The organism is Caldalkalibacillus thermarum (genome assembly GCF_014644735.1).
GTDB classification, from domain to species: domain Bacteria; phylum Bacillota; class Bacilli; order Caldalkalibacillales; family Caldalkalibacillaceae; genus Caldalkalibacillus; species Caldalkalibacillus thermarum.
The window spans coordinates 1-25,356 of the sequence record NZ_BMKZ01000034.1 but is presented as its reverse complement, the minus strand read 5'-3'; the positions used below and the strand labels follow the sequence as shown (position 1 = coordinate 25,356).

Here is a 25,356-nt window from a genome sequence, read left to right as displayed (position 1 = left end):
CCGGTTTAGCATCACCAGGCGTTTGTCTGTTGTCTACAAATAGTCTTGGGCGTCAAACGTCTCGCCCAGAATCGTCTCCGGTTTATACTCCGCATCAGGAGCTGAAAAGCCCAATTCAGTCATGGTGCGGGCCACATCTTGAGTGCCAAAGATCTGATCAACAATCTCCTGATAGTTTTGGCCTGCGGCTAAATAACCCCAGCGTTCCAGCTGCACGAGCAGCCACACGCCTGCACTTTTCCAAGGATAGGGGTCAAAATTGATCCGTTCCGGATCATCAATCATACCGCCCTTTCCATCAGGTCCAGTACCGGTCAGCACCGCTTTCACCACGTCTTCAGGCTGGTTTAAATACTGGCGGGGAGCAATCGCCTCGGCGATCTTCTCCCGGTGAGCACTTTCCCGGCTATACTGAATCGCGTCCACCACAGCTCTTAACAAAGCCTGGTAAGTCTTGGGATACTGAGTTCTAAACGATTCAGTCACTCCAAAACCACAACAAGGATGATTTGGCCAAATATCTTTGGTTAATTTGTAAATGAAGCCATATCCTTCATATACAGCCCGCTGGTTAAACGGATCAGCCACAATGTAACCATCCAAGTTGCCAGAAGCCAGATTGGCAACCATATCCGGGGGACGAGTCAGACGCAAATCCACGTCACGGTCGGGGTCAAGCCCCCCTTGAGTCAGATAATGGCGCAACAAAAAGTGGTGAATCGAATATTCAAACGGAATCCCTATCGTCAATCCTTTAAAGTCTTGCACATCCCGAACCCGCCCCAAATGTTTGTTGGCCAGCACAATGGCGTTGCCATTAGTGTTTTGGATAGCCGCTAGGCGGGTGGGCACCTGTGCAGAGCCTAAGCCTAGGGAAATGGCGATGGCCATGGGATAGAGCATGTGCGCTGCATCAATTTCACCGGTGATGAGCGCATCGCGTATTTCAGCAAAGCCCCCAAATTTCTGAATGGTGACATTGAGCCCGTACTTCCGGTAAAAACCAAGGGGTTCCGCCATAATAACAGGCGTGGCACACGTAATGGGCACAAAACCAATCGTTAAATCAGGTTTTTCCACATCGGCAGGCTCAAAGTCCTCATCCGTACCCAGATTGGGTGACAGACAGCCGGGCAGAGTGAGCATGAGTCCCAATCCCAGTCCCACCATGAGGCAATCCTTCAAAAATTGCCGCCTGGCAGGTGATTCCGGCTGCCCTGGCATGACCTGAACCAAATGGGCATGATGATGGGGCTCTGTGCAGGTGCAAGCAGGTCCCTGTGCTGAAAGGGGATGTCTTTCTGAATGATGGTTATTTCCCATCCTTGACCACCTGGCTGATCAGCTCCGTAATGGAATCAACCGGAGCCTCAACCACTTCCCTCGCTTTCAGTACTGCCTGCTCATCTTCCGCATCATAAAAGCACAGGCATTTGGTCATGTCCTCGCACACATAGGTGCGCAGGAAGGAGGCTTGAGGCACCTTGGCATACAAAGGAAATTTCTCTTTTTTACGGGCCAAATATTTCTCCATGGTTAATCCTTCTGGCAAATTCCATTCCACTACATATTTCACTTTCACTTGCCCCTGTTTCACTTCTTCAAGCTCCTGGCCCACCAAACGAACTTGTTTAATGAGGGTCAGAGGAATGCCGAGCGAAGAGAAAACCTCCCGTATCTCTGGCTGTCCCTTGCTTTGGACAATAAAGAAAGCCCGTGACAAATCCTGTGCGGCCTGCACTTCAACCAGCTCCACGCCCTGATTCTGTCCAGCTGACGTCAAAGCGGCCACTTTTTCTTCCAATTGACGCTCTTGCCATTGCCGGGGTAAGACAGATTCCACCAAATATAAAGTCATTATTAGACCTCCTATTCTTATTATCTTAGTATGATTTATATAAATTATATTTTTTATTGTATGTAGCCGGTTGTATCTTGTCAATCCATTTCTGCTCAAAATTAAAATGAGCGCGGAGGAGAGAGATAAAAACTTTGTCCCCACAGGCAGCCGAAATCAATCAGAGTTTGGATCTGACGTTCATTTTCTACTCCTTCCGCCAAGGTTTGAATACCCAATTTGCGGCACAAGGCAATGACCGCTTCCACAATCGTCTGTTTTTGACGGCAATGCTCCATCCCGCTGATTAAAGCACGGTCCAATTTGACACAATCTGGCGCTAACTGATGCAACTGTGATAAAGAACTGTAACCCGTGCCAAAATCATCCAGAGCAATGGAGATACCCATTTCTTTCAAGCGATCAATATTGTTTCTCGCCTGATCCATCTCCCGGACCAAAGCTTCTTCAGTGATCTCCACCTGTAAACGTTTTGGTTCAAATTGTGCCTCACCAAGCACCTTAAGCATCAGTTCAGGTAGATTGGCCAGTTTTAAGGTGGCCGGAGACAGATTGATGGCCAGATTAAGCTGTTGGTCATCTGCCAACTGATGCTGCTTAAATAAGAGGCTGCTGTGACGCAACACCCACAGATCAATCTCTCCCATAAGCCCCAGTTCGGCAGCCACCGGTAAAAATTGCCCCGGTCCGAGTTGGCCATAGCGGGGGTGATGCCAGCGCACCAAAGCTTCCACGCCCAACATGCGCTTTGTTTTCAAATGATATTGAGGCTGCATAACAACAGACAATTGCCCGACAGCCAAGGCCTGCGGCAGGTCTTGTTCCAGTGCCGATTGAAACTTTGCATGGGCGGACTTTGCTGGGTCATACACAACATGCAATTGATGTTGCTGTTTGGCCTGGTACATAGCCAGATCAGCTGTTTGCAACAAACTGTCTGCACACTGTCCATGATCTGGAAACCAACTGATTCCTGTGTTGAGATTTAACACATATTGCCGCTCATTCAGACAGACAGGATCACTGAAGACTGTTTTTAAGGCAGAGAGACACGTTTCAATTCCTGCACACTGCTGTTCAGCCACTATGGCCAAAAATTCATCTCCACCCATGCGTGCCAACAGTCTAGCCGCTGGAAGAGCCCTGCGCAACCGCCGGGTGACTTCCTTCAAAATCTCATCCCCTGCGTGGTGACCAATTGTATCATTGATATCTTTAAAACGGGCAATGTCCATAAACATTACCGCCAAGCGCTGTCCATTTTTCCGTGCGTCATCCAACACCTGTTTGATATTTTCCATGACATAGCGACGGTTAGCCAAACCCGTCAATTCATCATGATAGGCCAAATACTTGACCTTTTCTTCTTCCTGTTTCAATGGCGTAATATCTGTCCGGATGGAAACATACTGGTAAGGTTTGCCCTGCTCATCTAGGACGGGAACAATTGTTGAATTGACCCAATAATACGAGCCATCTTTGGCCCTGTTTCTAATCACACCTTTCCATACCTTTCCGCTGGCAATCGTTTGCCACATCTTTTTAAAAAAAGAGCGGGGATGATAGCCCGAATTAACAATCCGGTGCGTCTGACCGATCAATTCTTCCCGGCTGTACTGCGAAATTTGACAGAAGGCTTCATTGACATAGGTGATTTTGCCTTGCCGGTCTGTTACGGCCACAATCACGGATTCATCCAGCGCGTGTTGGATGGCTTCCAGTTCCCGTACAGCATGCCTTAATTGGGCTTGTATCTGTTCAGAACTGTTCTGTTCCGTTTGCTGTTTATTTGCGTTGCAAAAAGTAATCATCTTCATCACACTCCTTTGATCCGCAGGGTTTTGAGAATACAGATGGCAAAAAAATTGACGTTCTATTCCGGATGATGCTTATAGTATAATGTCCGTCATCAGACTGCGGCTGTAACATTAATCACTCGTTCTGTGACTTTTGTCAGCAGTGTTGAGGACCGTTCATGATCATGTCAAGCTGTTTGATCCTCCACAGGCACAAAAACGAAACCTTAATCCATCTGGTTGAAGCGCTCATAACAGAAGCCCAGCGTGTGGGGCTCAGTGACTCTGCTGGCACGATCATGGTCTTTGGAGAGCCACCTTTAACAATCTGACAGTCTCTAGCAACATGATGCTGACCAATGACCGTCTGCCTGTTATACCCACGCTGACCATCACTAGTTTCCATCAGGCAATGCGCCAGATTGGCGCATAAAGGCTTGGGGAAACCGTATTTAAGTCAATGGATGCTCCACCTATAACCCGTGATTTAGCTGCGGCTGGCTGTGTTGACAATTAAAACCACCTGTCCCTTGTAATCTGCCAAAGATTGCTCTTGGCCATTAATCAAGCGGGCAGTAAAATCATAGATACTCATGGTGCTTCCCCTTTTCCTGTTTGTTGTGCCTCATACAGCTGGTCATAGCGCTCAGCTGACGTAAAATCCAGTTCGGTCAATCCGCCAGCATGCCAGCTGGTTAAGCGCAGAGTGACCAGTTTGTACTCAATATGGATCATGGGATGGTGATTGAGTGATTCAGCTACCTGAGCTACCTGATTGACAAACTCAATGGCATCCATAAATTCTTGAAAGCGGTATTTGCGCTCAATCCACTTGCCGTCCCTCTTCCACGTTTTAAGCTGAGCAAGATGCTCGATAATGGCTTGTTCTTCCAAACGCATGTAATCTCCTCCTTGAAATATTTACATTCCCAATGTCATGGAATTGATTTGCTCAAGCTGCTCTTCCAGCCAGCTGACGATATCTGCATAAACATCTTGCCTGTTAAGTTCATTCAATATTTCGTGGCGTCCATCCTTATACAATTTGTATGACACATGCTTCAGGCCGGCCCGTTTATACATCTGGACAGCTGCCAAAACTCCCTTGCCCTGTTTCCCTACCGGATCTTGATCCCCGGATATAAACAAGAGGGGCAGGTCCTTGGGTATTTGTGCAACCTGTCCCTGATCATGGATCACCTGCAAACCATGGAACAAATCATAGAAAAAACCAGCCGTACAAATGCCCCCGCACAGGGGATCCTCAATGTATTTATCCACTTCACGTTCATCCCTCGTGAGCCAGTCAAATGCTGTCCGGTTGGGCTTAAAACGCTTGTTAAAGCTGCCAAACGTCAGCTTGTTTAAGAGGGGGCTTGGGGTCTTTCTGCCTTTGTTTCTTATCTCATACTGGGCAACGAGTTTTCCCAGCTTGCCCAGGAGACCGGGGTCTCCCCCTGTTCCGGACAAAATCACCCCTTGTAGTTGATCACCGTACAACTGGATATATCTCCTGGCCAAGAACGAACCCATGCTGTGCCCAAACAAAAATACAGGAACACCTGGATGTTCTGTTTTAATGATGTTGGTCAGTTGCATCATATCACCGACTACTTTGTCAAATCCGTCCTCATCTGCAAAATATCCGGTGATACCCATTTTTTGCCCTGTTAAACCATGTCCCCGGTGATCATTTCCGTAAACGGCAACATGGTGCTTAACCAGATACTTGGCAAAATCCTCGTAACGCTGGATGTGTTCGGCCATCCCATGGGCAATTTGGACCACCGCTTTAGGATTGGCCTGATCAGTTTCCCACTTTTTTGCCACAATCTCCACACCGTCATGGCTTGTAAAGGTAAAAGTGTTGGCAGACATTGACGAACCCCCTCTTTTGAATGATGGGCACAGCTTTATTGCCGGCCCTTCACTCACCTTGCACTTTTTATTGCGTGAGACAATCGACAATAAAGTCAAGCTGTTCTTTCAAGGATACCGGATCATTATAGAAGGAACCTACCGGATCAATTTTAAACACCCGGTTATTTTTCACAGCAGGTAACGATTGCCAGATCGTGCTGTTATAAACCTCCTCCGGATCCGCATCATCTCCAGACCATGCACTGGTGAATATGTAATCCCCGGCATAGTCGGGCAGCATTTCCAGGGAGAGATCAACCCACCCTTGACCACTGTCAATCGCCTCTTTCTGCACCATTTCCGGCGCTTTCAAGTCAAACTCCCCGTAAATGATTTCCCCGCCTCTGCCAAAGTTATGTCCAAAGGCATAGATTCCTTTGGCATAAGGTTGGAGAATGGAGACTGTTTGATCACCTACGGCTTCCTGAACCCGTGGTTTGTATTCGGTTATTTTTTCCTCCCAGCTGGCAATCCATGCTTCAGCTTCTTCCTCCCTGCCAGTCATTTTACCGAACTCCCTCAACTGTTCCTTAAAATCTTTCTGTCCGTATTCAATGGCTACTGTTGGTGCAATTTTCTCAAGGTTGCCGATGTCCTCAATCCCACTATAAGTAATAATGAGATCTGGCTCTAGTTCCAATATTTTTTCTATGGAAGGGTTAGCTCCGTCGCCTATGCTTTCAATCCCGTCAATTTTCCCTTCAAAGTACGGGTTTTTCAGTGCATTCTCAGTAATTCCCACCGGTTTGATGCCAAGCGCCAGAAAATAGCCCACGTAGCTGTCGGCAATCACGACGATGCGTTCAGGATTTTTAGGGATCTCAATCTCTCCGTTTGCAGCCGTAAATGTCATCGTTTCACTTTCAGTTGTGTCTCTATGGGCTTGTTCTGATTCAGACACGGTGCTGTCGGAGGTTTGGCCGCAGGCCGTTATCATGCCTAACAATAAAACTGCACAGATCACAATCAGTTTTTTTGCAAAATCATTAATCCGCATAGTCTCTCTCCTTTGCTATGTAGTTACTACTAAACTTCAGCCGGAAAAATTACCTCAGTGAACTAACCAACGCTTGATTTTCAGCATATGTTGTTTCGGATACAAGATCATAGGTCAGACAAACAGGTTTGCCCGTTCGGGGATCTTTCACAATCACAGCATCAATGTTAAACACCTCCTTTAAGACATCTGCTCTCATCACTTCTTCCGGACTTCCTGCTTTGATGATCGTCCCGTTATTGATGGCCACCATATGATGGGCAAAACGGGCGGCATGATTGAGATCGTGAATGACCATGACAATGGTCCGTTGCTGTTCCCGGTTGAGCCTTTCTAAAAGCTGTAAGACTTCCAGCTGATGGGCCAAATCGAGATAGGTGGTCGGCTCATCGAGCAGAAGAAGATCTGTTTCCTGGGCAAGGGCCATGGCAATCCACACCCTTTGCCGTTGTCCGCCTGAAAGCGCCTCAATGGGCCGCTCACGAAACTGGCTCACTCCTGTCACTTCTAATGCCCAGTGGACAATGTGGCGGTCTTCGTCAGTCAGGCGTCCGAAACCGCGCTGATGGGGAAACCGTCCATAGGAAACAAGCTCGGACACGGTTAAGCCGCCTGGCGCTTCAGGAGTTTGGGGCAGAATGGCCATTTTTTTGGCGATCTCCTTGGTCGGTTGTTGATGGATGGCTTTCCCGTCCAAGTAAACAACTCCGGTTTGCGGTTGAAGAATGCGGGCCATGGTTTTTAAAATGGTTGATTTACCGCAACCGTTGGGACCAATAATAGTGGTAATTTTTCCCTCTGGAATGGTCAAATTAAGTCCTTTGACAATCTCAAGCTTCCCATAGGCAATGCCCAGCTTTTCTGCCGCCAACGTGGCCACTTAAATCCCTCCCGGATCAGTTGGTTTTCATCAAAAGGTAAATAAAATAAGGGGCCCCTAAAATTGAAACAACAAGGCCAACGGGAATTTCCGATGGCGCGAGCAAGTGACGGCCAATGGTATCGGCGGTAAGCAGCAACAAGGCTCCCATCAAAGCAGAAGCCGGAATTAAAACCTCATGCTTCGGACCCACAAGCCTTCTGGCTAAATGGGGAGCGACCAAACCCAAGAAAGCGATCCCTCCACCAAAGGCGACACAGGCACCAGCCAGGGCCACAGCGAGAAAAAGCAAGATGCCCCGCTCCTTTTCAACGGTGACTCCCAAGCCTGTTGCCACTTGATCCCCCAGGTTTAACACGTTTAAATATCTTGCCTTATATACAGCAAAAGGAATAAGCAACACAATCCAGGGAAGAACGGCCCAAACATATGACCAACTGGTTCCCCAAATACTTCCCGCTAACCAAATGGCAGCCTGCATAAAATCATGGGGGGTCATTTTTAATTGGAAGATAATCAAAGCGGCACTGAAAGCAGCATTAATCCCTATGCCGACAAGTATGAGCCGGACTGGGGCCACTCCTTTCTTCCAAGCCAACACATATATCAATAAAGCGGCCAAGAACGCACCAAGCAGGGCGAAAAAAGGTATCACAAAAATAGAGAATTGACTTAAAGAAGCGGCAGAACCCTGAAAAAAGAAAATAAATAATACAACAGCACATCCCGCTCCGGCATTAATCCCCAAAATGCCCGGATCAGCCAAGCCGTTCTGGGATACGCCTTGGAGGATTGCACCGGAAACGGCCAATCCAGCTCCAATTAATAAGGCAATGACCACTCTTGGCAACCGGAACTCAAACAGGACAAGCTGCTCTTTTTCTGTTCCGAACCCGGCCAGGGTTTTAATGACATCAAGTGGCGCTATGCGACTCACGCCCGTGTTTAAGCTGATAAAAAAAGAAAGAAAAATCAGTCCTGATAAAATGCCTATCACCAGCAAGGGTTTTTTGTTGGCACGTCTGACCTGTTCCACTACCATCCTCTCCCTTCACGGCGGGCCAGGTAGAGGAAAAACGGCACCCCGATCATAGCAGTGATTGCCCCAACCGGTGTTTCATGGGGGGCATTGATTAGCCTTGCCCCAATATCAGCCAGGACGAGGAGAAGTCCGCCCAATACAGCGGCACAAGGCATAATCCACCGGTAGTCCACCCCGACCAGAAACCGGGTAATATGAGGAATGACAAGCCCGATAAAGCCAATATTTCCAGCGACAGAAACAGCAGCTCCTGTCAATAACAACACTGCTATCGTTCCCAGCCCTTTAACAAGGGCCGTATGCTGTCCCAAACCTTTAGCCACTTCTTCCCCCAAACTAAGGATGGTAATCGAGCGTGCCAACATCAAGGCCAGACACAAACCAATGATGGCGACAGGAACGATCAGCTTAATACTCACCCACTGGACTCCGGCTACCCCTCCGGCATACCAGAAGCTTATGTCTTGAGCCACCCGGTAGTGGATGGCTATGGCCGAAGACAAAGCGCTTAACAGGGAGCCTACAGCCGTCCCGGCAAGCGCCAACTTAACAGGCGTCACCCCACCTCGGGAAAGGGAGCCAATGGCAAAAACAAGTGCAGCTCCCATGCCTGCTCCGGCAAAGGACCACAGCATCAGACCGATGTAGGAAGTACCTGGAAAAAAAGCAAAAGCAATGGCAATCATGAAAGTCGAACCGGCGGTGACGCCCATAATGGAAGGAGAGGCCAGCGGATTGCGTGTCATCCCTTGCATAATAGCACCGGAGACAGCCAGAAAGGCACCAACGAGGGCGGCTGCCAAAGCCCTTGGCATCCGTAACTCATGAATAATTTGATGGGAGGTCTGCTCCGGATCATATTGAAACACTGCAGCCCATACAGTTTTCAGATCAATGTCAGCTGCTCCCAGGGAAATGGAGGCCCCAATGCCCAACACAAGGGCAACCAAACCGCCAATGAGAATACATGAGGCCACAAAAGGGCGTGATGCCACTCTTTGTTGTCTCTCTTGTGGCGGTTTTCGCTGTTTGAGTTCAACTGCTCCCATGGCCATATGTATCCAATCCTTTATATGTATATGAAAATGTGTTTCTACAAACAGAAATTGATAATCATTTTCATAGATAAGTATAATCGTTCTCACTTACTAATTCAAGATAATATTTTGTTTGTGCCATCGTTAAGGGTTTTGAAGTTAAATCAAAATGGCACAACATAAAAAAGGACAACCCCATTATGAGCTGTCCTCATCTTGTTCAGACCTGTCATCAATAACGTACTGGGTTCTGCGCAACCCAATCGTGCTTATGCTTTTTTAACCGACGGCGACAAAATGGAAGCAAACACGGCCAACAACGGAAACAGCATGATCAGCAACAACACTTCGGAATATCTGCCATACAAATCATAGGCGATACCAAAGGGCAACGGACCCAACGCTGAACCTATTACCGTGACCGTCGTGACCACACTGCGGATGGTGCCCAAATGTTCTCGCCCAAAATAATTGGGCCACACCACGCCTACACACACTCTTAAAAAGCCTTCAAAAATGCCCCACAACAGGACAAAGAACAAAATCGTGTACACGGATGAACCCAATAGCAGAATCATGATAGACCCCAGTTCTATCAGGAAGGTGACACACAGGACATAATGGACTTTTACTTTCTCCATAATAAAACCGGCAGCTAACGAACAGACAAAACCGATTAACGGCACCAGGCTTAAGAGAAAGGCTGTTGTGCCCCGGCCAATGCCGCTTTCGGCCAGGATTGAAAACAAATGAAAGGTTATGCCTGTATTGACCATGGACGGCACACCGACACAAAACAAGATCAGCCAAAAGGCCCTGGTGCGCATCGCCTCTTTTAATGTCCATGATTCTTCTTGTATGGAGGATGTGGACATGGTCGTGCCCACGCTCCCAGTTGACTTTCTCCGACGGTCATTATCCGGAAGAAGCCCCACATCCTCCGGTTTATTGCGAATCAGATACAACGCCAAAGGAGCAAAGAAAAAGACCAGAACAACGAACCAAACCCTCCAGGCCACAGGCCAGCCCCAGTTTTGGATCAGCCAGTTGTTCAGCGGCGGAAAGGCAGCGGCACTTAACAAAACACCGACGCTCATAAAGCTTATCGCCCGCCCTCTGTAGCGGACAAACCATTGAGGCACCAACGTATTGGGCAATAAGGTCATGGACCCTTGACCCAGCAGGCGAATCAGGAAAAAGCCGATAAACAGAATGACAGGCACCATGACAAAACTGTTCCATAAACAGGCCAGGCCCAAAAGCAAAGCAACGGCCACCGTCATGGGCCGCTGGCCGAATCGGTCTACCAATTTGCCCACCACAAACAGCAAAAGACCGGCAAGCAAGGTTGCTCCGGAATAGATGCTGGACACCAAAGTACGGTCCCAGCCAAAGGCTTCAATATAAGCATCAATAAATACACTGACGGAATAGGTTTGTCCGGGCCCGGAAAAAAAGAGCCCCAAAGCGCCCATGACGACAATGTGCAATCCAGCTCAACTGACGGCTGAGCTCAACCCCTTTTTCAAACGGCAGCCCAGCAAATGTTTCCCCCACATTGAATGCCTCACCGTTGCAGGGCTTTAACGTTTGGATCGGTTAAGCAAAACAGTCCTTCCTCAACCGTTTCCACACTGACCCCGTAATAACAAATCTTTCCTTCTTCCTGCAGTTTGTCCAGCACTTCAAACACGCTTCCATCTTTCAGAATATGTAAAGGCAGGCAATGAATCTGGTACAAATCGATCCTTTCCCGTTGGAGCCGTCAGCGTCAATCGTCAATTACCGCTCTAGGAAGGATCAATATTATGTCTCTTTATCTTTTATCTTCCAATATAATTAAAAAGATTTTACCATTATTTTGGTCAAGAAAACAATGACATAACATCAAAAAACTATTTATTCAAATGCGCTAAGATGATGTATAAAATTTTGTGTAAAGCATTTTACTAGATCAAAAGAAAAAAGGTAGGGTATTCTCTGATTGAACCCAAATATTCCAGAGAAAGGAGAACCCTACCTATGTCTAAAAGTATACCGAATGTCGACTGGGCAAATCAACTGGAAAGTGTCATTCGTCAGTTTGTAAAGGAAAAATTAGAACTGATCATGCGGGAAGAAATCAAAAATTTCCTCGAAATAGAACAAGCCGGAACATCGAATATGAGAAACGGCTACTAACAACGAAATCTAGATACGCAATATGGCCGGATTGAGGGTCTTTTGGTTCCAAGAGACCGAAACGGGGAATTTCAAACACAGTTGTTTGCCCCTTATCAACGCCACACGGGCTGGCTGGAGGAAGCCATCATCAGGATGTATCAAAGTGGCATGAGTACACGGGAAATTGGCAAGTTTATTGAACGAATTCTAGGAAATGCTTATTCTCCAGCGACGATCAGCCGGATTACCGATGTCGTGAAAGAAGACATCGAGAAATGGCACCATCGTCCACTATCCAAACGTTATTCTGTCTTATATTTGGACGGCTTGTACGTGAAACTTCGCCGGGATACGGTAGAGAAAGAAGTTATTTATGTGGTGTTAGGAGTGAATGAAGAAGGATATCGCGAAATTCTGGATTTCTTCGTGGGAGGACAAGAAAGCGCCTATGGATGGCGGGAGATTCTCCAACAGCTCTACAAAAGAGGCGTCAAGGAAGTGCTTCTGGGCGTCTTCGATGGCCTTCCGGGGCTGGAGGAAGCCTTTAAGGCGGTGTATCCGAAAGCCGATGTGCAGCGTTGTGTCGTGCACAAAGTCCGCAACACCCTCAGCCGTGTTCGGAAAAAAGACCGATTCGAAGTGGCCGAGGATCTCAAGCTGATTTATCGCGCGCCGAATAAGGAGATGGCGTTACAAATGTTTCAACAGTTTGAGTCGAAATGGTCCAGCAAGTATCCGAGAGAAGTTCAATCTTGGGCCAATGAGTTGGATGCCTCCTTACATTTATGGATTATCCAAGCAGTATTCGAAGTGTGATTTACACGACCAATGCCATCGAACGAACGATCAAGGAGATTCGGAAACGCCTAAAACCGATGAACAGTTTGAATAGTTTAGAAGCCGCTGAAAAAATCGTGTATTTGACCATTCAAGATTTTAATGAGAAATGGGCAGGGCGAAAGTTGCGAGGATTTGCCGAAGCGCATGAAGCCCTCGAGCGAATGTTTGAAGAACGTCCTGAATCCGTGACATATGGACGGGATTGGTTTAAATATTTGCCACATGATGACTTATAGACATTAAAATGATCACAAAATATTTGATTATCACCTTAAATACCTATATATTCCAGCCCATCCCTCGCCCAGCAGATTTCGATGGCATGCCAAAGACGCCCTGGTCACAGGGAGTTTGAGTGACAGGTCAAATGTCTGGGCGAGGTTTAGGCAAAAGCCTGATAGAGCCGTTTAAACGGTGTTAACCAAGCCCGTGATCCAATATACAGATATTGCCGGCGGGCATGTGTCACCATTTTTGCTGCCAGGGTGATCAGCGTTTGGATCACCGTCCGGATCCGGCGCCGCTGCACTTTTTTGCGCAGGGGGCTGTCATTCACCCGCAAACTCTCCTGACTGATGATCCGCAGCAGGGTATAGGTAAACAGCCCCAGACATAAGACCAGATCATTGGTGGCAAACTTACCGGACGGTAAGCGTTCCAAATCCAGATCGGTCTTGAGTTCACTATGAAACTGCTCGCAGGTGGCATGATCATGGTAGAGGTCAATGATATCGGCCACGTCCTCATCCAGATCCGTCCAATAAACATCCACCGTGATCTCTGGGATTAAAAGAATCTGGCCATCTTTGGCGATCGTCGTTTCCCGCACATCAAACACCTGATAGACCGGTTGGGGCAATCCCGGATCGGTCACACGGATTTTACCCGTATAGCGTGTGCACCCCTCCCGGATCACCGTGGCTTTTCCCTGATCCTGAGCAATGGCCAGCCAGGCTTCGGGGGATTCCCGGCGCAGGTTGCGTTTAATGATAAAATGCACCCCTTCTTCCTGACAAACGGCCAGGTTGTTCAGGGCATCGTTGCCGGCATCCATCCGTAACAACAAGGGTTTCTCTGTCATGCTTTTGGCCCGGGGAATCATCTCCCGCAGTTTTTGGTCCACCTCTTTCTGGACATGGGTGCGCCCTTCGCGCAACTCGGCATACAACCCGTACCCTTCCCGGCCAATATAGGCCAATAAGGGGGCATAGCCATCACAGCCTTTGTAGGTCCGGCTCACGCCTTCTTTGTGGGTATCGGTGTTATCAAAAGGAGAGACATCCACGTCGATCGGCACATAGCAGGTGCCACTGTTGAGTTTAATCGCACTAGGCTCAAGACCTACCTTTCTGGGAAGCCGGACCATTTCATCCAGCAGGATATTCCGCCACTTTCTGATCTGGGCCAACCCATCCAGACGCTGGCGGAGCCGGGCTGCAGACGGTACACTTTTGAGCTGAAGGGCATATTGGAAGAAGTCATCCTCACGAAAGGCTTCGATATGTTCAAAATCGCTTTTCCCCTGAGCCAGCAATCCGATCATGGCATAAACAATGTCACTGTGGGACAGTAAGGGATACTTCAATCCTGGGATCTTGAGTTGGTTCAACTTGGGGCGTAAGTCTGTTTTTTCCAAGAGAAATCCAATTAATCCCAATCCACTATGGGCTGTTAATCGTTCATGAGAGGCTTTAATAATAAACCGCATCCTTTTCACCTGCCAGGTGGGAGAGTCTTATTATACTTATTCCCATTGTACCAAAGCAGGTGAGGGATTAATAGATGAATCCTCACGGATTCAGGGAAGGTTATCATTAACCAAATACTGTAAATAAACAAAATAGGGGGATTCTCCCTTTCCACACAGGAGACTGAATATTCAGTCTCCTGTGTGAAGAAAATCAGTCCCCTATCAATTCAAATCCATTTCAGAGAAACCCTACCCCATTTACATTACACAAAATTCTTGACGGTACTTGCGCTAAAGTCGCAGAGGCTTTTAGTGTTCTAAAATAATATCGTAAAAACAAAAAACACGTTGCCTTAACTGTTGTCCCGCACAAGCTGTTCTTCCAGCCAGCTGACAATATCTGCATAAACTTCTTTTCTGTTCAATATCGCCAACCACTCTGTCAAAGCCGTCCTCATCTGCAAAATAACCGGCAATGCCCATTTTTTGGCCTGTTAAACCATGTCCCCGGTGATCATTCCCATAAACGGCAAAATGGTGCTTAACCAGGTGCCTGGCAAAATTATCGTAACGCTGGATATGTTCGGCCATACCATGGGCAATTTGGACAACCGCTTTTGGCTGGACCTGATCGGGCGCCCATCTCCTGGCAACAATCTCCACGCCATCTTGAGTGATAAAAGTAAAGGTGTTGGCAGACATTGACAATCCCCTTTCTTTAAAATAACGGGTAATGAGGCTGGATGATATAGGCGCAAAATAAAAAGGGATTGCCGATCCTCCCCTCCTAACTAAACAAATTAGCTATAAAGCCGATAATGATACCCACAATGTTCGATGTTGTCAATCATGGCCCGTACATAGCGCGGCTCTGCTTTTCCGGCTTTCACCAGCAAATCACCGCCGTATTGGACCGCTTCTTTCCAGTCAGCGTCCGTTACATTCACTTCAATAAGGGGACGAAATGGGTTCTTATCTGTCATGGCGTTGACCAACTCCTTTTAATGGAATGGATATGATGTTGGCAAGAAGCTTTTTCATGCCTCGATAAAGAGCAGCACCGCTCTTCACTCTTTCATCATCTTATGATCATGATAAAGAGGAAAAAACCGAAAAATGAATGCGCCTCCAATATGCAGAAAAAAAGACTGGAGATCTGCTCACCAGTCTTGATTCATGATCAATCACCTTGAGAGGGTTTTGTGAAGGGGTTAACAGCTCCAAAAGCTATTTATTCAAAAGATTCTTAGCGGCTAAATGACGAAGGTTCTGCACCAACTTTTTTCCACAGTCTATTCAGCTCGTCAATACCAGCTTCTTCCCAGTAATCAAGATCAATATGCCTGTTGTCAACTAAAAAACGGCTCAAGCGCTCTACAGCTTCATAGGCATCTTTGCCCTTGGCCTGTATCAAAAACCGGTCTCCTCTGTTTAAATACCAAAAGAATGAAACAAGCCCTAACAAGCTTTTAGCATTACATGTAATGGATTGACGTTTAAAATAGATGTTGCTTTCAAATGATTCAGCCAATCTGACCAAGGGTAATACCTGGCGATAAGTAAAATGCTCCGGTTAAAACCCTGCAGGGTTTATTCCCTGCAGGGCTGTTTGGGGTTGCTTATTCCTTTTCATAGAGACACATTGCGGACTTCAGGCGGTGAGAATTCAGATCAAAGGGACTTACACACTCGAATTCATCTCAGCTGAAACCACATGTTTAATGTCCTCAAGCACATTTGGATCTTCAAGCCCGGTGAGATCCCCTGACACTTCACCTTTTACCACGATTTCCTTTAACAGGCGGCGCACGATCTTGCCGCTGATTGTTTTCGGCATGGCTACCACAATAAAGACCATTTTAGGCCGGGCAATTTGACCAATCCCTTTGACAATGTTGTCTTCAATTTGTTCTTTTAATGCTTCCTTTGAAGGTATTTCTCCTTTAAGAGTGGCAAAAACCACCGGAACTTCACCTTTGATCTCGTCCGGTACACCGATAACCGCCACTTCAGCCACTGATTCGCACTCAAGGACAGCGCTCTCCATTTCCATGGTACTCAGACGATGCCCTGAAACATTAAAGGCATCATCGGAACGACCCACCACCCAGAAATACCCGTCTTCATCCTGTACAGCAATGTCACTGGCGTAATAGCAGCCTTCCACCTGGCTGAAATATTTCTCATAATAACGCTCAGGTTCTTTCCATAGTGTACGGCACAGCATGGGAAAAGGCTTCCGTATAACCAGGTTGCCCAATGTGCCTGGAGGGACAGGTTTGCCTTCATCATCCACAATGCCTAAATCAGCGCCCAAAAATTGAATGCGGGCCGATCCGGGTTTCATCGGTGTCAGCCAGGCTGCACCCGCCAGGGGCGTGCCTGCTGTTTCCGTCTGACCCCAAGTATTGTTCACGCAAATATTTTTTTGTCCGAGCACTTCATATGTCCAATTCCACGTTTCCGGATCAAATGGCTCTCCCACCAGAGAAACTACTTCGAGACATGCAAGATCATAAGGCTTAACGGCATCATCACCCAGACTGCGAAGCATTCGCAACACAGTAGGAGCCGTGAACAGTTTGGTCACCCGGTATTTCTCAATAATCTGATAAATCCGGTCCTGATCCGGATAATTGGGAGCGCCTTCATAAACCAGCGTGGTAACCCCATTGGCCAAAGCACCGGCAACACCCCAGATATGCATCGTCAGCCAGCCAACATCGGCCGTACACCAAAAGACATCGTCCGGCCTAAAGTCCATATGATATTTGGCATAAATGTAGTTTTGAACGACGAAGGCCATGCCGGCATGAACCACTCCTTTTGGTTTTCCTGTGGTCCCGCTTGTATAGACAACAATGCCGGGTTCATTCGCTTCGATACGGACGGGCTCGCAGTGAATACCGGCCTTGGCCCGTTGTTCATGCCACCAATAGTCCCTTCCTGTTTTCATCTCCGGATTTGTTCCCAGGCGGTCGACGACAATCACTGCTTGCACATCAGGAATTTGATCGATGACACGGTCGACTTTTTCCTTCAGCGGAATCACATTTCCGCGCCGGAGGGTGGCATCTGCAGTGATGATCACTTTGGGCTCATAACTAGACAACCGGTCCAGCAAAGCTTGTTTGGAAAAACCGGAAAAAATCGTGCTATAGACCGCCCCCAGCCGGAAACAGGCAAGGATAGCAATGAAGGACTCAGCAAGATTGGGCAGGTAAATGGCCACAGGATCGCCCTTTTTCACCCCAAAAGATTTGAGCACATTGGCAAAGCGGTTCACTTCGGCCAGCAGCATCTGGTACGTATAAAATTGCGTTTGTCCGTCTTCACCTTCCCAAATCAGGGCTGTTTTATTGGCTGCACCATTGGCGATATGGCGGTCAAGGAGATTGTAACAAGGATTGCTGATGCCCCCTTTGAAAAATTCAAAGTCGGGCAACGAGCCCCTGATTGTTTCTTGCCACGGTTCAAACCAGTGCAGTTCCCGAGCGACCTCATCCCAAAAAGCTGCGGGATCTTCCTGTGATTTTTTTAACAAATCCTGAAAAGCTTCACTGCTTCCCAAAGCCGTTGAGCGTTGTTTCGCTTCGTCCGGATAAACAAGCTGAACATTTTTGATGACTTCGTGAATGCCTCCTACATTTGTACTCATCCAATCCCCTCCCCCACGCTGAAAGATTAATCTCCACTCTTTTTAAAATATTCATAAAGGCACCCAAACACCTTACTACAATGGAATCGCTTTCAATTTCTCATAGGAATATCAGGAACATTATTCACAATCGTATGTTTGTACAGGGCGGATGCCTTGGTAAATCTTATTTCAGTGTGAGGTGAATCATTCCTATCCGTTCACGGCAAGGGTTTTTAGAATGGGAGGTTGACTCTATTTGAATTTTATAAGGCAAGGGGTTCTGTCAGCAAGTTCTAATTTTGTCTTATACAGTCGAATAGCATGTTAAGCTTAAAGTAAACTTTAACTTCAGGTAACATGACGTTAAACTTTTTCCAGTAATATGAAAGAGGATGAATAACCATAGGAAGGGGCTGGGTCTATGTCCAATAAAGTAAGGTTGACCATGCGTGCCGTTGTTTTATGGGTTCTCTTGTCCGTGATGATCACCGGCCTGGGTTTCGGGGCTGGAGTTGCAGAAAGGGCAGGTGCTACTCAGACTGACAGTGAAAGAACAATAAATGCGGAATACAACAGTCTGTCCGGCAACAAACCGGTATCAAAAGCCACATTTCTAAAGGCACTCGTCGAAACCATCGGTGTCCAGTTGTATGATGTGAGCGCAGCGGATATGGAATGGGAGCATATTGATGATGAATTTGCCCCATATGTGGAGGCAGCGCTTCGTTTACAATGGCTGGACGAGGAGCAAGTGAAAGATTTCCATCCGCGACAACACATTAGTCGTCAGGAAGCCTGTCATATTTATGTACAGGCCTTGAATCTGGCCTCTGCTTATGACGATCAGGCCTTGACCCAATTCAGGGATCATCGCGCTGTGAGTGAATGGGCAAAGCAATCCATGGCTTCTGCATATGAATTAGAGGTGCTGACTGTCAGGAAAGGACACACCTTACAGCCCAAAGCTCCCCTTTCAAAACAAGACTTGGATCATATGCTCCGGCATTATGAGCAGCTCGATAAAGTGAACATTATACATATGAACGATTTGCATGGCAGAGTGCTGGGCGATCCCGAAAAAGGGGAGATGGGATTAAGTAAAATCGCCACGTTGATCAACCGTGCCCGGGAACAGCACGAGCATGTGTTTGTCTTTGATATGGGAGATACGTTTCATGGAACCAACTATGTCAATTTTAACCAAGGGATGGCAGCAGTAGAGGTGATGAACGAAATCGGCTTTGACGCCATGGTGCCCGGCAATCATGATTTCAACTACGGGCTGGACCGGTTTAAAGCATTTGCTGAACTGGTTGATTTTCCCCTTATCAGTGCCAATATTGTCCAAGACAGTGAGCCCATTTTGGAACCGTATGTCATCTTGGAAACGATGGGCAAAACATTTGCCATTGTGGGTTTGACCACCACCGATACACCCATCACCACACACCCGGACAACGTGAAGGGCATTGAATTCCAAGATGAAGTGGAAACAGCACAAAACTATGTTGACAAACTTAAAGACGAGGTAGATCACATCATTTTCATCACCCACGTCGGACTGGCGGTTGATCAAAGAATTGCAGAGGAAGTGGAAGGCATCGATCTGATTGTAGGCGGTCACAGCCACTCCACCCTGCACACACCGCAGCTCATCGGCGACACCTATGTGACCCAAGCCTATGAATATGGCAAACATCTGGGTTCCACTACCATGCTCTTTCACAACGGGCGATTGATCGGAATAAACGGTTATTTATGGCAAGATTCGGCTGATATCGCGCAAGATCCGCACGTGCAGGATATTCTGGAGCGCTATAAACAGAAAGTAGACGAAGCGTTACAGGAAGTGATCGGGTATACGGACCGCTATTTGGATGGGGCCAGAGAATCAGTTCGCACAAAGGAAACCAACCTGGGCAATTTAATCGCTGATGCCATGCGGGACATGGTCAGTGCCGATATCGCTTTGCAAAACGGAGGAGGCATCCGGGCCAGTCTCGGGCCAGGAGAGATTACCTTGGGAGATGTGATGGAGGTTCTCCCTTTCCAAAACACCGTTGTTAAACTGCTCATCACCGGAGGGCAACTGGAGCAAGTGCTGGAACACAGTGTGTCCCGCTATCCGGACCAACACGGCGGATTCCTGCAAGTATCGGGCCTGAACTTTACGTTTGATCCCAGTCAGCCACCGGGCAGCCGCGTACAAGACGTTTGGATAAACGGAGAACCGTTGCAGTATGACCGCACATACTCGGTGGCGACGAATGACTTCCTGGGATCAGGGGGAGATGGTTATACATGGCTGGCAGAGGGGGAATTGGTGGCAGACACTGGGGAATTGTTGAGCACCGCACTCATGCAATACTTGCATCAGGAACCGGACATTCCTGATGTGGAAGGACGCATCGTCGTTATTCCTTAAGAACTGCACAGCAAAGGCTTACAGATAGTTGTATAAGCAGGAAACGAACATGGCAGCCGCACGGCTGCCATGCTTCTGTTATGAGATTAAGTTTTTCGTTAATTACGGGCTCTCTTCCTAGTTTCCTTTTAGGTATCATTCTCCTTTTAAAGGGATTCATCTCCAATTAGCTTTATACGCTTTCCTTTTGCCCTGATTTTATATATTCACAAGCCCTTGATATCACACGTTCTTTATCCATAGTAACCACTTCCAATTAAATTTACTGGCCCTTCCTCCACCTTTCAATCAAATTCAACAGCTTCTTGGGCCTGAAACGCAAATCAGCCAGAGAAACCTCCCGGTGGTACTTCCCCACCTGGATCAACACCTTTCCCCGTTGAGGATGGACGGTCATCCGGATGCCCATCACCTCATAAACCAATTCGTCCTCCTTGACCCGGTCAGCCCAACGGTTCTGCAAATGCAGACGCACATTTTGATCCACCCGGCGCAATTCCCGCCACAGACGGTATTGATCTTCATTTTTCAATGTCAGTTCGGGCAGTTCCACCGCCTGGTTGAATAATTCCCAAGTGGTGAACAAATGGGATGACACGCCGTACCCCCTCGGTTCAATGGGCTCTTTTCTTTTCTCCCAAGCCTCCACATTGAAACGGACATACAGCCGCTCTTCCCGCCCCGGTCTGGGGGGCAGTTCCTTGATCTCTCTGCGTCTCACAATCTGAAAATCTTTTACCTTGCCGTAATAGAGGATGCCTCCCGGCGGATACTCATGTTTCTGCTGGTACAAAGCCACAAATTCAATGTGGCTCAGGTGGTGTTGCACAAGCTCCAAAGGAATATGGTAAAAGCGGTGTTGCAAACAAAGGGAAAGCTGGTTATATCCTTGCCTGGGCCGGCGCAGGGAACCCACCAGGACGTTGAGACTGGCCTTTTTCCGGGCAAAAAACTCGTTCATGCCCCGCACCGGGGTGGCCCGTTCAAAGGAGGCCTCCGCCGTTTCGGTGATCAGCTGGTCCAGCAGTTCTTCTACCAGGGACGTGGTGCCGGGCAGAAAGGGCAGTCCGCCGATATTGACCGTCTCGATACTGCGGTAAAAGGGATGCTGACGGTACCTTCCTTCATCCCGGTAAGGGAACAGCACATAGGCCCCGTACATCAGGCGCTGGTAGCTTCCGCGGTGAGCTGCATCCGTCCTGTCCTGAGCCATGATGGCATCCCGGTACCGATGCATGGTGTTGATGTCGTCCTCTTCCGGGCCGGGCTGTCCGTATTTGCGGGCATAATCGCTGCCCGGCACGGCCGGATTGAGGCGGTATTTGGCATCAAAGACAAATTTGTACGTGATCTGGGAGTCTGCTTTCTGCAATGAGAGGACATGGTCGGGACGCTGATTGACCACACCCTCCTTATACAAGGGATTGTAAACCAGTTCATAACGTTCTCCCATACGGGGATTGCGGTAGATCACTTTGCCGCTTGACGCCCGTTCCAGGGTCAAGTACAAGCCCCTGTCATTGATTTTGATCAGATCGTTCCTCACCACGTCGTATTTCTTGCTGAGCAGACGGTGCAGGGTGAGGAAACACCAGTACTCATACAGCGTGGCCAGGTCCTTGGAGGAAAGGCGGAAAATATCGCTCTGGATGGATAAACCTTTGCGCAACATCAGGTAAAAACGATACACATCCCGGTAACCCGTCCCCATCTGCATGACCAGCGTGATGGAGATATGCCGCAACGCGCCTACTTCAGCCAAAAACGGTTTGTGAACCAGGCGCCGCAACGTCTGGTTGATCCGCTCCACCCGGGCCAAAAATACTTCATTTTGATCCCGTTGGGCAAATGCCTCCCGGTAAGATTGTTCAAAGCTGTTCAGCTTACTGATCAACTGTTGCAACATCCATTTCAAAAAGCGGTTTTCCACTGTGTCAAAGGACGGCCGTTTCCGCTCTTCCCGCAAACGTAACGGATGATAGATCTGCCCCTTGATCGGTAACATCCCTTGTGGATGGGGCTGGAGCAGATGGGGTTTTTTGGCCAGCCAGCGGTGATTCCGCTTTGAGGCCTTGCGCACCTTGTCCGCCGGCCGGATCCGTTCTTCTCTTTCCAGCTTGGTATGGGGAAAAAGTTCAATCCGTTCCACTGCCTGAACCAGCTGATCCATGATGGTCTCCAGGATGGCAAAAAACTCCGCTTTGGTGGGGTTTTGCCCCTCATACAGCCCCATGGTATGAAATGTTTTGCGCAAAAAATCATAGGCCAGGTTGTAGACGGTCCGGTTCACCTCGTCCAACAATTGCATATAATCCCGGCGGTAATCCATTTTGGAAGGAAAAATCTCAAGGGTAACCTTCAGCAACAATGCATGGCCCGATCTGATCCTGAACTCGGTATAGCCCACTTCGTTGCGAAAATTAAGGTGGCCGGTCCATAGCCGGTCCATCCCTCTCACCTTGGAAACAGCTTTTCTCAGGAAAGGATTGTCATGCTCAAAAGAGATGGCCAGATCCGGATCTTTCACCTGAATGACCAGCTCATAATCCTGATTCTCATAGAAGACCGGATACGCGTCCGGGCCACTATAGGGAACCAGTAGATCCTCCGTTGCGGCCTGAGGATCAAAATGATACACCTCGGCCTCTGCCGGATACACTTCCAACAGGGCTTTGACCTCTTCATCATGGAGCTGCAGTTGCCGCACCGTGGGATGAACGGGCCTGCCCTTGACCGTCAGCACCAGTTGCTCCGTTTCGATATGGAGAAGGTCCCGGACTTGATCAGGCCATCCAGAATGAGGTAAAACCATCCTCTTCAAACCTCCTGACCATCTCTGCCAGCTTGCTCAATGAGCGGCGGTAAGGTGGATTTGCTTCCACACGCAGTTTCATTTCATCGTATAGTCCGTGATCCTGTTCAGACAGGTTGGTGTTCCCCAATCTGTTAAACAGTTCGACCAGGATGCGCTTGATATTCATGCTGCTGCCCTGAATGCGGGGCAGGATTTTTTGCATGATCTGAAAATCAAGAGCCTCCTGTTCCGGCATAAGCTGAAAGCGATCATTGTACAGCATGTAAAAGAGAATCTCATCCCGCACCCGGAATCCAATTTGCAGGTGAGCCTGAGCTAGAATTTGATTGATGCCATCTAGCTTCTCCACCACCCTCCGGATCAGTGACGCCGTCTCACTGCTGAAGGCATCCTGCAGGATCAAATAATCCGCTCTGAGAAAGGGATTGCCATAACGGGTAGTCGGTCCTTCCTCCGCCACCTCATCTTCGGCCGTTTGATGATAGAAGCTCAGGGATTCGGCCAGATTGACCTCATTCAACTCAATGGTGTTGGCCCGATCCAAGACCTTCTTGCTGAAAGGATGAGTGGTCTCATCCATATTGACTGTACCGATGATATAGAGATTATCCGGGATATAGAGCCTGTCATGGGATGGATCAGCCTGGGAATGATGACCCAGATCCAGCTCGGTCGTCGTGATGGTGCCTGACTGTTCATCATCCCAGCGCCGGCTTTCCATCACACTTAAGAGGTCGCTGAAATAATGCTCCACCCGGGCCAGATTCATCTCATCCAGACAGACAAAATAGGGCTTGTCCCGGTTTTCCGGCTGCAACGCCCTCTGGATCACTTTTGTCAAGGGACCGGGCCGAAACGTCCCCTGGAGATCCACATACCCCAGCAGATCCGACGGATCACTCCAGTCGGGCCGGACGGGAATCAGAGTGTACTGACCATTCTCCTCCGTCGCCCCCAGCGCTTCGGCAAACAGCTTGACCAGCTTGGTCTTACCGGTCCCCGATATGCCAGCCAGAATCACAAAGGGCTTGGTTCTCAGTGAAAGATAGAAATTTTCGATGAGGCGACCGGTGTAGTAGAAGCCTTTACTTGCTATATACTTTTGAGTAGCACCGACAATTGAACGGATACTTTCATCTGGAATATCCGTAATAACCTTGTGAAATGTCAACGGATATTTCATAGAAACATATAGTGGATTCGTCTGATTATTAAGGGCTACTTCACCATCTTGTGTGCCATAGCGAATTAAAGCCTCTTTAACCTGCTTCTCATTTTCTAACGGCTCAATAGACTCAATCACAACCCCAGCCACACAACGATCCAGTGTATCGTCTCTATAATAAGCGGGAACCAGATGTTTTTGGTCTCTTACTTCTTCCTTTGTTAAAAGATCAGCTATTTTGCCAACAGCTTTGTATGTGCTGTTCATTACAAAAAATGCATACGTTTCTATTCGATTTCTCACCTGGTCTTTTATCTTTTGAAATTTGTCCTTTCCAACCCCGGGACTGTCAGGGGTTGGTTTGATGATGCCCCAAATCACTTTACCATGTTGCTTGATAATTTGCTGATGTTCTTTGATGGTATCAATATTAAAAGTGGCATTATTATATTTAAGGACTAAATGGAGATCCTGTTGAGCGCTCATTTTGCTATCCTCTTGCAGTCTATTATAGTAATGATCCAATTCACTCTCGGCATACGCCCTGAGTTGCTTTAGATCATTATCATTGATCTCAGCCCATATTTCAGGCCTGTAGCCAATATATGTATTGTTCTCTATTTCTTCTGTATAAAGAACATCTCTCATATGGTGGTATGGATTTTTGCTTCCTCGCTAAATCATATGGGTTTGAGAAAAATAATAGTTGACCNGCTTCCTCGCTAAATCATATGGGTTTGAGAAAAATAATAGTTGACCATACTGCTAGTAAAACAAAGTTTTCGGAGGTATGGTCAAATGAAAGATTTTCAAAAAGAATTAAATGTATTTCAAGAAGCCTTGCACATTGAGCAACCTTGGTATGTGAGCTCACATTTATTAGATCGTGAACATGAAATACTGCATATATATTTAGACTTCCCACGGGGAAGTAAATTTATGTGCTCCCATTGCGGTGCTCACCATCAGCCTGTCCATGATATCGTAGATGAAAATAGAACTTGGAGACACCTCGATTTTTGGGAATATAAGACATACTTACACGCTCGTCTTCCGAGGACGAAGTGTAAACAATGCGGAAAAACACG

General features: G+C 47.7%; 19 protein-coding genes and 3 pseudogenes. 3 read left to right on the top strand and 19 right to left on the bottom strand.

All coding sequences use genetic code 11. The features are described 5' to 3' along the window. Positions 1-33: 33 nt before the first annotated feature. The 12 genes and pseudogenes from IEW48_RS12500 to IEW48_RS12445 form a co-directional block, all read right to left on the bottom strand. Positions 34-1,323 carry an ABC transporter substrate-binding protein gene (locus tag IEW48_RS12500; protein WP_188624052.1) on the bottom strand — a complete coding sequence of 430 codons (1,290 nt, stop codon included), beginning with the start codon at positions 1,321-1,323 and terminating at the stop codon, positions 34-36. Further along, positions 1,313-1,858 (bottom strand): DUF4242 domain-containing protein, encoded by a 546-nt coding sequence (locus IEW48_RS12495; protein WP_188624051.1) that lies wholly within the window; start codon positions 1,856-1,858, stop codon positions 1,313-1,315. Before IEW48_RS12495 ends, IEW48_RS12500 begins: the two co-directional genes overlap by 11 nt. A gap of 101 nt (positions 1,859-1,959) precedes the next feature. After that, positions 1,960-3,669 (bottom strand): putative bifunctional diguanylate cyclase/phosphodiesterase, encoded by a 1,710-nt coding sequence (locus tag IEW48_RS12490; RefSeq protein ID WP_188624050.1) that lies wholly within the window; start codon positions 3,667-3,669, stop codon positions 1,960-1,962. Between the two features lie 478 nt (positions 3,670-4,147). Continuing rightward, a pseudogene (locus IEW48_RS12485) lies at positions 4,148-4,249 on the bottom strand (glutathione peroxidase); the annotation flags it as partial. Then, a complete protein-coding gene (locus IEW48_RS12480; protein ID WP_188624048.1) occupies positions 4,246-4,554 on the bottom strand; it encodes a 4a-hydroxytetrahydrobiopterin dehydratase in 309 nt (102 codons plus the stop codon). The pseudogene IEW48_RS12485 and the gene IEW48_RS12480, both read right to left, overlap by 4 nt. A gap of 21 nt (positions 4,555-4,575) precedes the next feature. Continuing rightward, on the bottom strand, positions 4,576-5,532 hold the full coding sequence (locus tag IEW48_RS12475; RefSeq protein WP_188624047.1) for an alpha/beta hydrolase: 957 nt from the start codon (positions 5,530-5,532) through the stop codon (positions 4,576-4,578). Positions 5,533-5,599: 67 nt separating this feature from the next. Continuing rightward, positions 5,600-6,571: an iron-hydroxamate ABC transporter substrate-binding protein gene (locus tag IEW48_RS12470; protein WP_188624046.1), complete on the bottom strand. Its 972-nt coding sequence runs from the start codon at positions 6,569-6,571 to the stop codon at positions 5,600-5,602. Between the two features lie 49 nt (positions 6,572-6,620). Continuing rightward, a complete protein-coding gene (locus IEW48_RS12465) occupies positions 6,621-7,451 on the bottom strand; it encodes an ABC transporter ATP-binding protein (protein ID WP_188624045.1) in 831 nt (276 codons plus the stop codon). A gap of 16 nt (positions 7,452-7,467) precedes the next feature. After that, complete coding sequence (locus tag IEW48_RS12460) at positions 7,468-8,487, bottom strand: FecCD family ABC transporter permease (protein WP_371874877.1); 1,020 nt, start codon at positions 8,485-8,487, stop codon at positions 7,468-7,470. Further along, a complete protein-coding gene (locus IEW48_RS12455; protein ID WP_188624064.1) occupies positions 8,487-9,542 on the bottom strand; it encodes a FecCD family ABC transporter permease in 1,056 nt (351 codons plus the stop codon). Before IEW48_RS12455 ends, IEW48_RS12460 begins: the two co-directional genes overlap by 1 nt. Before the next feature lie 257 nt (positions 9,543-9,799). Beyond that, positions 9,800-11,020, bottom strand: a complete 1,221-nt coding sequence (locus IEW48_RS12450) for an MFS transporter (RefSeq protein ID WP_229704038.1) — start codon at positions 11,018-11,020, stop codon at positions 9,800-9,802. After that, positions 11,007-11,295 (bottom strand): annotated as a pseudogene (locus IEW48_RS12445) (aldo/keto reductase); the annotation flags it as partial. The gene IEW48_RS12450 and the pseudogene IEW48_RS12445, both read right to left, overlap by 14 nt. 257 nt (positions 11,296-11,552) lie before the next feature. Here IEW48_RS12445 and IEW48_RS12440 point away from each other — a divergent pair. Continuing rightward, positions 11,553-12,769: pseudogene (locus tag IEW48_RS12440) on the top strand (IS256 family transposase). A 146-nt stretch (positions 12,770-12,915) separates the two neighbouring features. Here IEW48_RS12440 and IEW48_RS12435 read toward each other — a convergent pair. The 5 genes from IEW48_RS12435 to IEW48_RS12415 all read right to left on the bottom strand — a co-directional run bounded on the left by IEW48_RS12435 (position 12,916) and on the right by IEW48_RS12415 (position 17,881). Then, on the bottom strand, positions 12,916-14,241 hold the full coding sequence (locus IEW48_RS12435) for an IS1380 family transposase (RefSeq protein WP_188624043.1): 1,326 nt from the start codon (positions 14,239-14,241) through the stop codon (positions 12,916-12,918). Positions 14,242-14,532: 291 nt separating this feature from the next. Next, positions 14,533-14,925, bottom strand: a complete 393-nt coding sequence (locus tag IEW48_RS12430; protein ID WP_229704037.1) for an alpha/beta hydrolase — start codon at positions 14,923-14,925, stop codon at positions 14,533-14,535. Between the two features lie 98 nt (positions 14,926-15,023). After that, on the bottom strand, positions 15,024-15,206 hold the full coding sequence (locus IEW48_RS12425; RefSeq protein ID WP_188624042.1) for a PTS sugar transporter subunit IIA: 183 nt from the start codon (positions 15,204-15,206) through the stop codon (positions 15,024-15,026). Between the two features lie 263 nt (positions 15,207-15,469). Next, positions 15,470-15,754, bottom strand: coding sequence for an HPr family phosphocarrier protein (locus IEW48_RS17465; protein WP_268236571.1), 285 nt, complete (start codon positions 15,752-15,754; stop codon positions 15,470-15,472). A gap of 150 nt (positions 15,755-15,904) precedes the next feature. Then, positions 15,905-17,881, bottom strand: a complete 1,977-nt coding sequence (locus tag IEW48_RS12415) for an acetate--CoA ligase (protein WP_188624040.1) — start codon at positions 17,879-17,881, stop codon at positions 15,905-15,907. A 403-nt stretch (positions 17,882-18,284) separates the two neighbouring features. Between IEW48_RS12415 and IEW48_RS12410 the strand changes: the two genes are divergently transcribed. After that, complete coding sequence (locus tag IEW48_RS12410; protein ID WP_188624039.1) at positions 18,285-20,288, top strand: bifunctional metallophosphatase/5'-nucleotidase; 2,004 nt, start codon at positions 18,285-18,287, stop codon at positions 20,286-20,288. 262 nt (positions 20,289-20,550) lie between these two features. On the opposite strand, the gene IEW48_RS12405 is transcribed toward IEW48_RS12410, so the two are convergent. After that, positions 20,551-23,100 carry a restriction endonuclease-like protein gene (locus IEW48_RS12405; RefSeq protein WP_188624038.1) on the bottom strand — a complete coding sequence of 850 codons (2,550 nt, stop codon included), beginning with the start codon at positions 23,098-23,100 and terminating at the stop codon, positions 20,551-20,553. Then, complete coding sequence (locus IEW48_RS12400; protein ID WP_188624037.1) at positions 23,072-24,754, bottom strand: McrB family protein; 1,683 nt, start codon at positions 24,752-24,754, stop codon at positions 23,072-23,074. Before IEW48_RS12400 ends, IEW48_RS12405 begins: the two co-directional genes overlap by 29 nt. Positions 24,755-25,066: 312 nt before the next feature. Here IEW48_RS12400 and IEW48_RS12395 point away from each other — a divergent pair. Further along, on the top strand, positions 25,067-25,356 hold a 290-nt coding region (locus IEW48_RS12395), incomplete at its 3' end, for a transposase family protein (RefSeq protein WP_188624036.1).

Bases quoted from the DNA above. Each gene is read 5' to 3' on its own strand.
- IEW48_RS12430 (WP_229704037.1), bottom strand. From the start codon at position 14,925: ATGTCTGCCAACACCTTTACTTTTATCACTCAAGATGGCGTGGAGATT.
- IEW48_RS12480 (WP_188624048.1), bottom strand. From the start codon at position 4,554: ATGCGTTTGGAAGAACAAGCCATTATCGAGCATCTTGCTCAGCTTAAA.
- IEW48_RS12490 (WP_188624050.1), bottom strand. From the start codon at position 3,669: ATGATTACTTTTTGCAACGCAAATAAACAGCAAACGGAACAGAACAGT.
- IEW48_RS12435 (WP_188624043.1), bottom strand. From the start codon at position 14,241: ATGCGGTTTATTATTAAAGCCTCTCATGAACGATTAACAGCCCATAGT.
- IEW48_RS12455 (WP_188624064.1), bottom strand. From the start codon at position 9,542: ATGGGAGCAGTTGAACTCAAACAGCGAAAACCGCCACAAGAGAGACAA.
- IEW48_RS12405 (WP_188624038.1), bottom strand. From the start codon at position 23,100: ATGGTTTTACCTCATTCTGGATGGCCTGATCAAGTCCGGGACCTTCTC.
- IEW48_RS12500 (WP_188624052.1), bottom strand. From the start codon at position 1,323: ATGGGAAATAACCATCATTCAGAAAGACATCCCCTTTCAGCACAGGGA.
- IEW48_RS12475 (WP_188624047.1), bottom strand. From the start codon at position 5,532: ATGTCTGCCAACACTTTTACCTTTACAAGCCATGACGGTGTGGAGATT.
- IEW48_RS12415 (WP_188624040.1), bottom strand. From the start codon at position 17,881: ATGAGTACAAATGTAGGAGGCATTCACGAAGTCATCAAAAATGTTCAG.
- IEW48_RS12495 (WP_188624051.1), bottom strand. From the start codon at position 1,858: ATGACTTTATATTTGGTGGAATCTGTCTTACCCCGGCAATGGCAAGAG.
- IEW48_RS12410 (WP_188624039.1), top strand. From the start codon at position 18,285: ATGTCCAATAAAGTAAGGTTGACCATGCGTGCCGTTGTTTTATGGGTT.
- IEW48_RS12400 (WP_188624037.1), bottom strand. From the start codon at position 24,754: ATGAGCGCTCAACAGGATCTCCATTTAGTCCTTAAATATAATAATGCC.
- IEW48_RS12470 (WP_188624046.1), bottom strand. From the start codon at position 6,571: ATGCGGATTAATGATTTTGCAAAAAAACTGATTGTGATCTGTGCAGTT.
- IEW48_RS12425 (WP_188624042.1), bottom strand. From the start codon at position 15,206: ATGACAGATAAGAACCCATTTCGTCCCCTTATTGAAGTGAATGTAACG.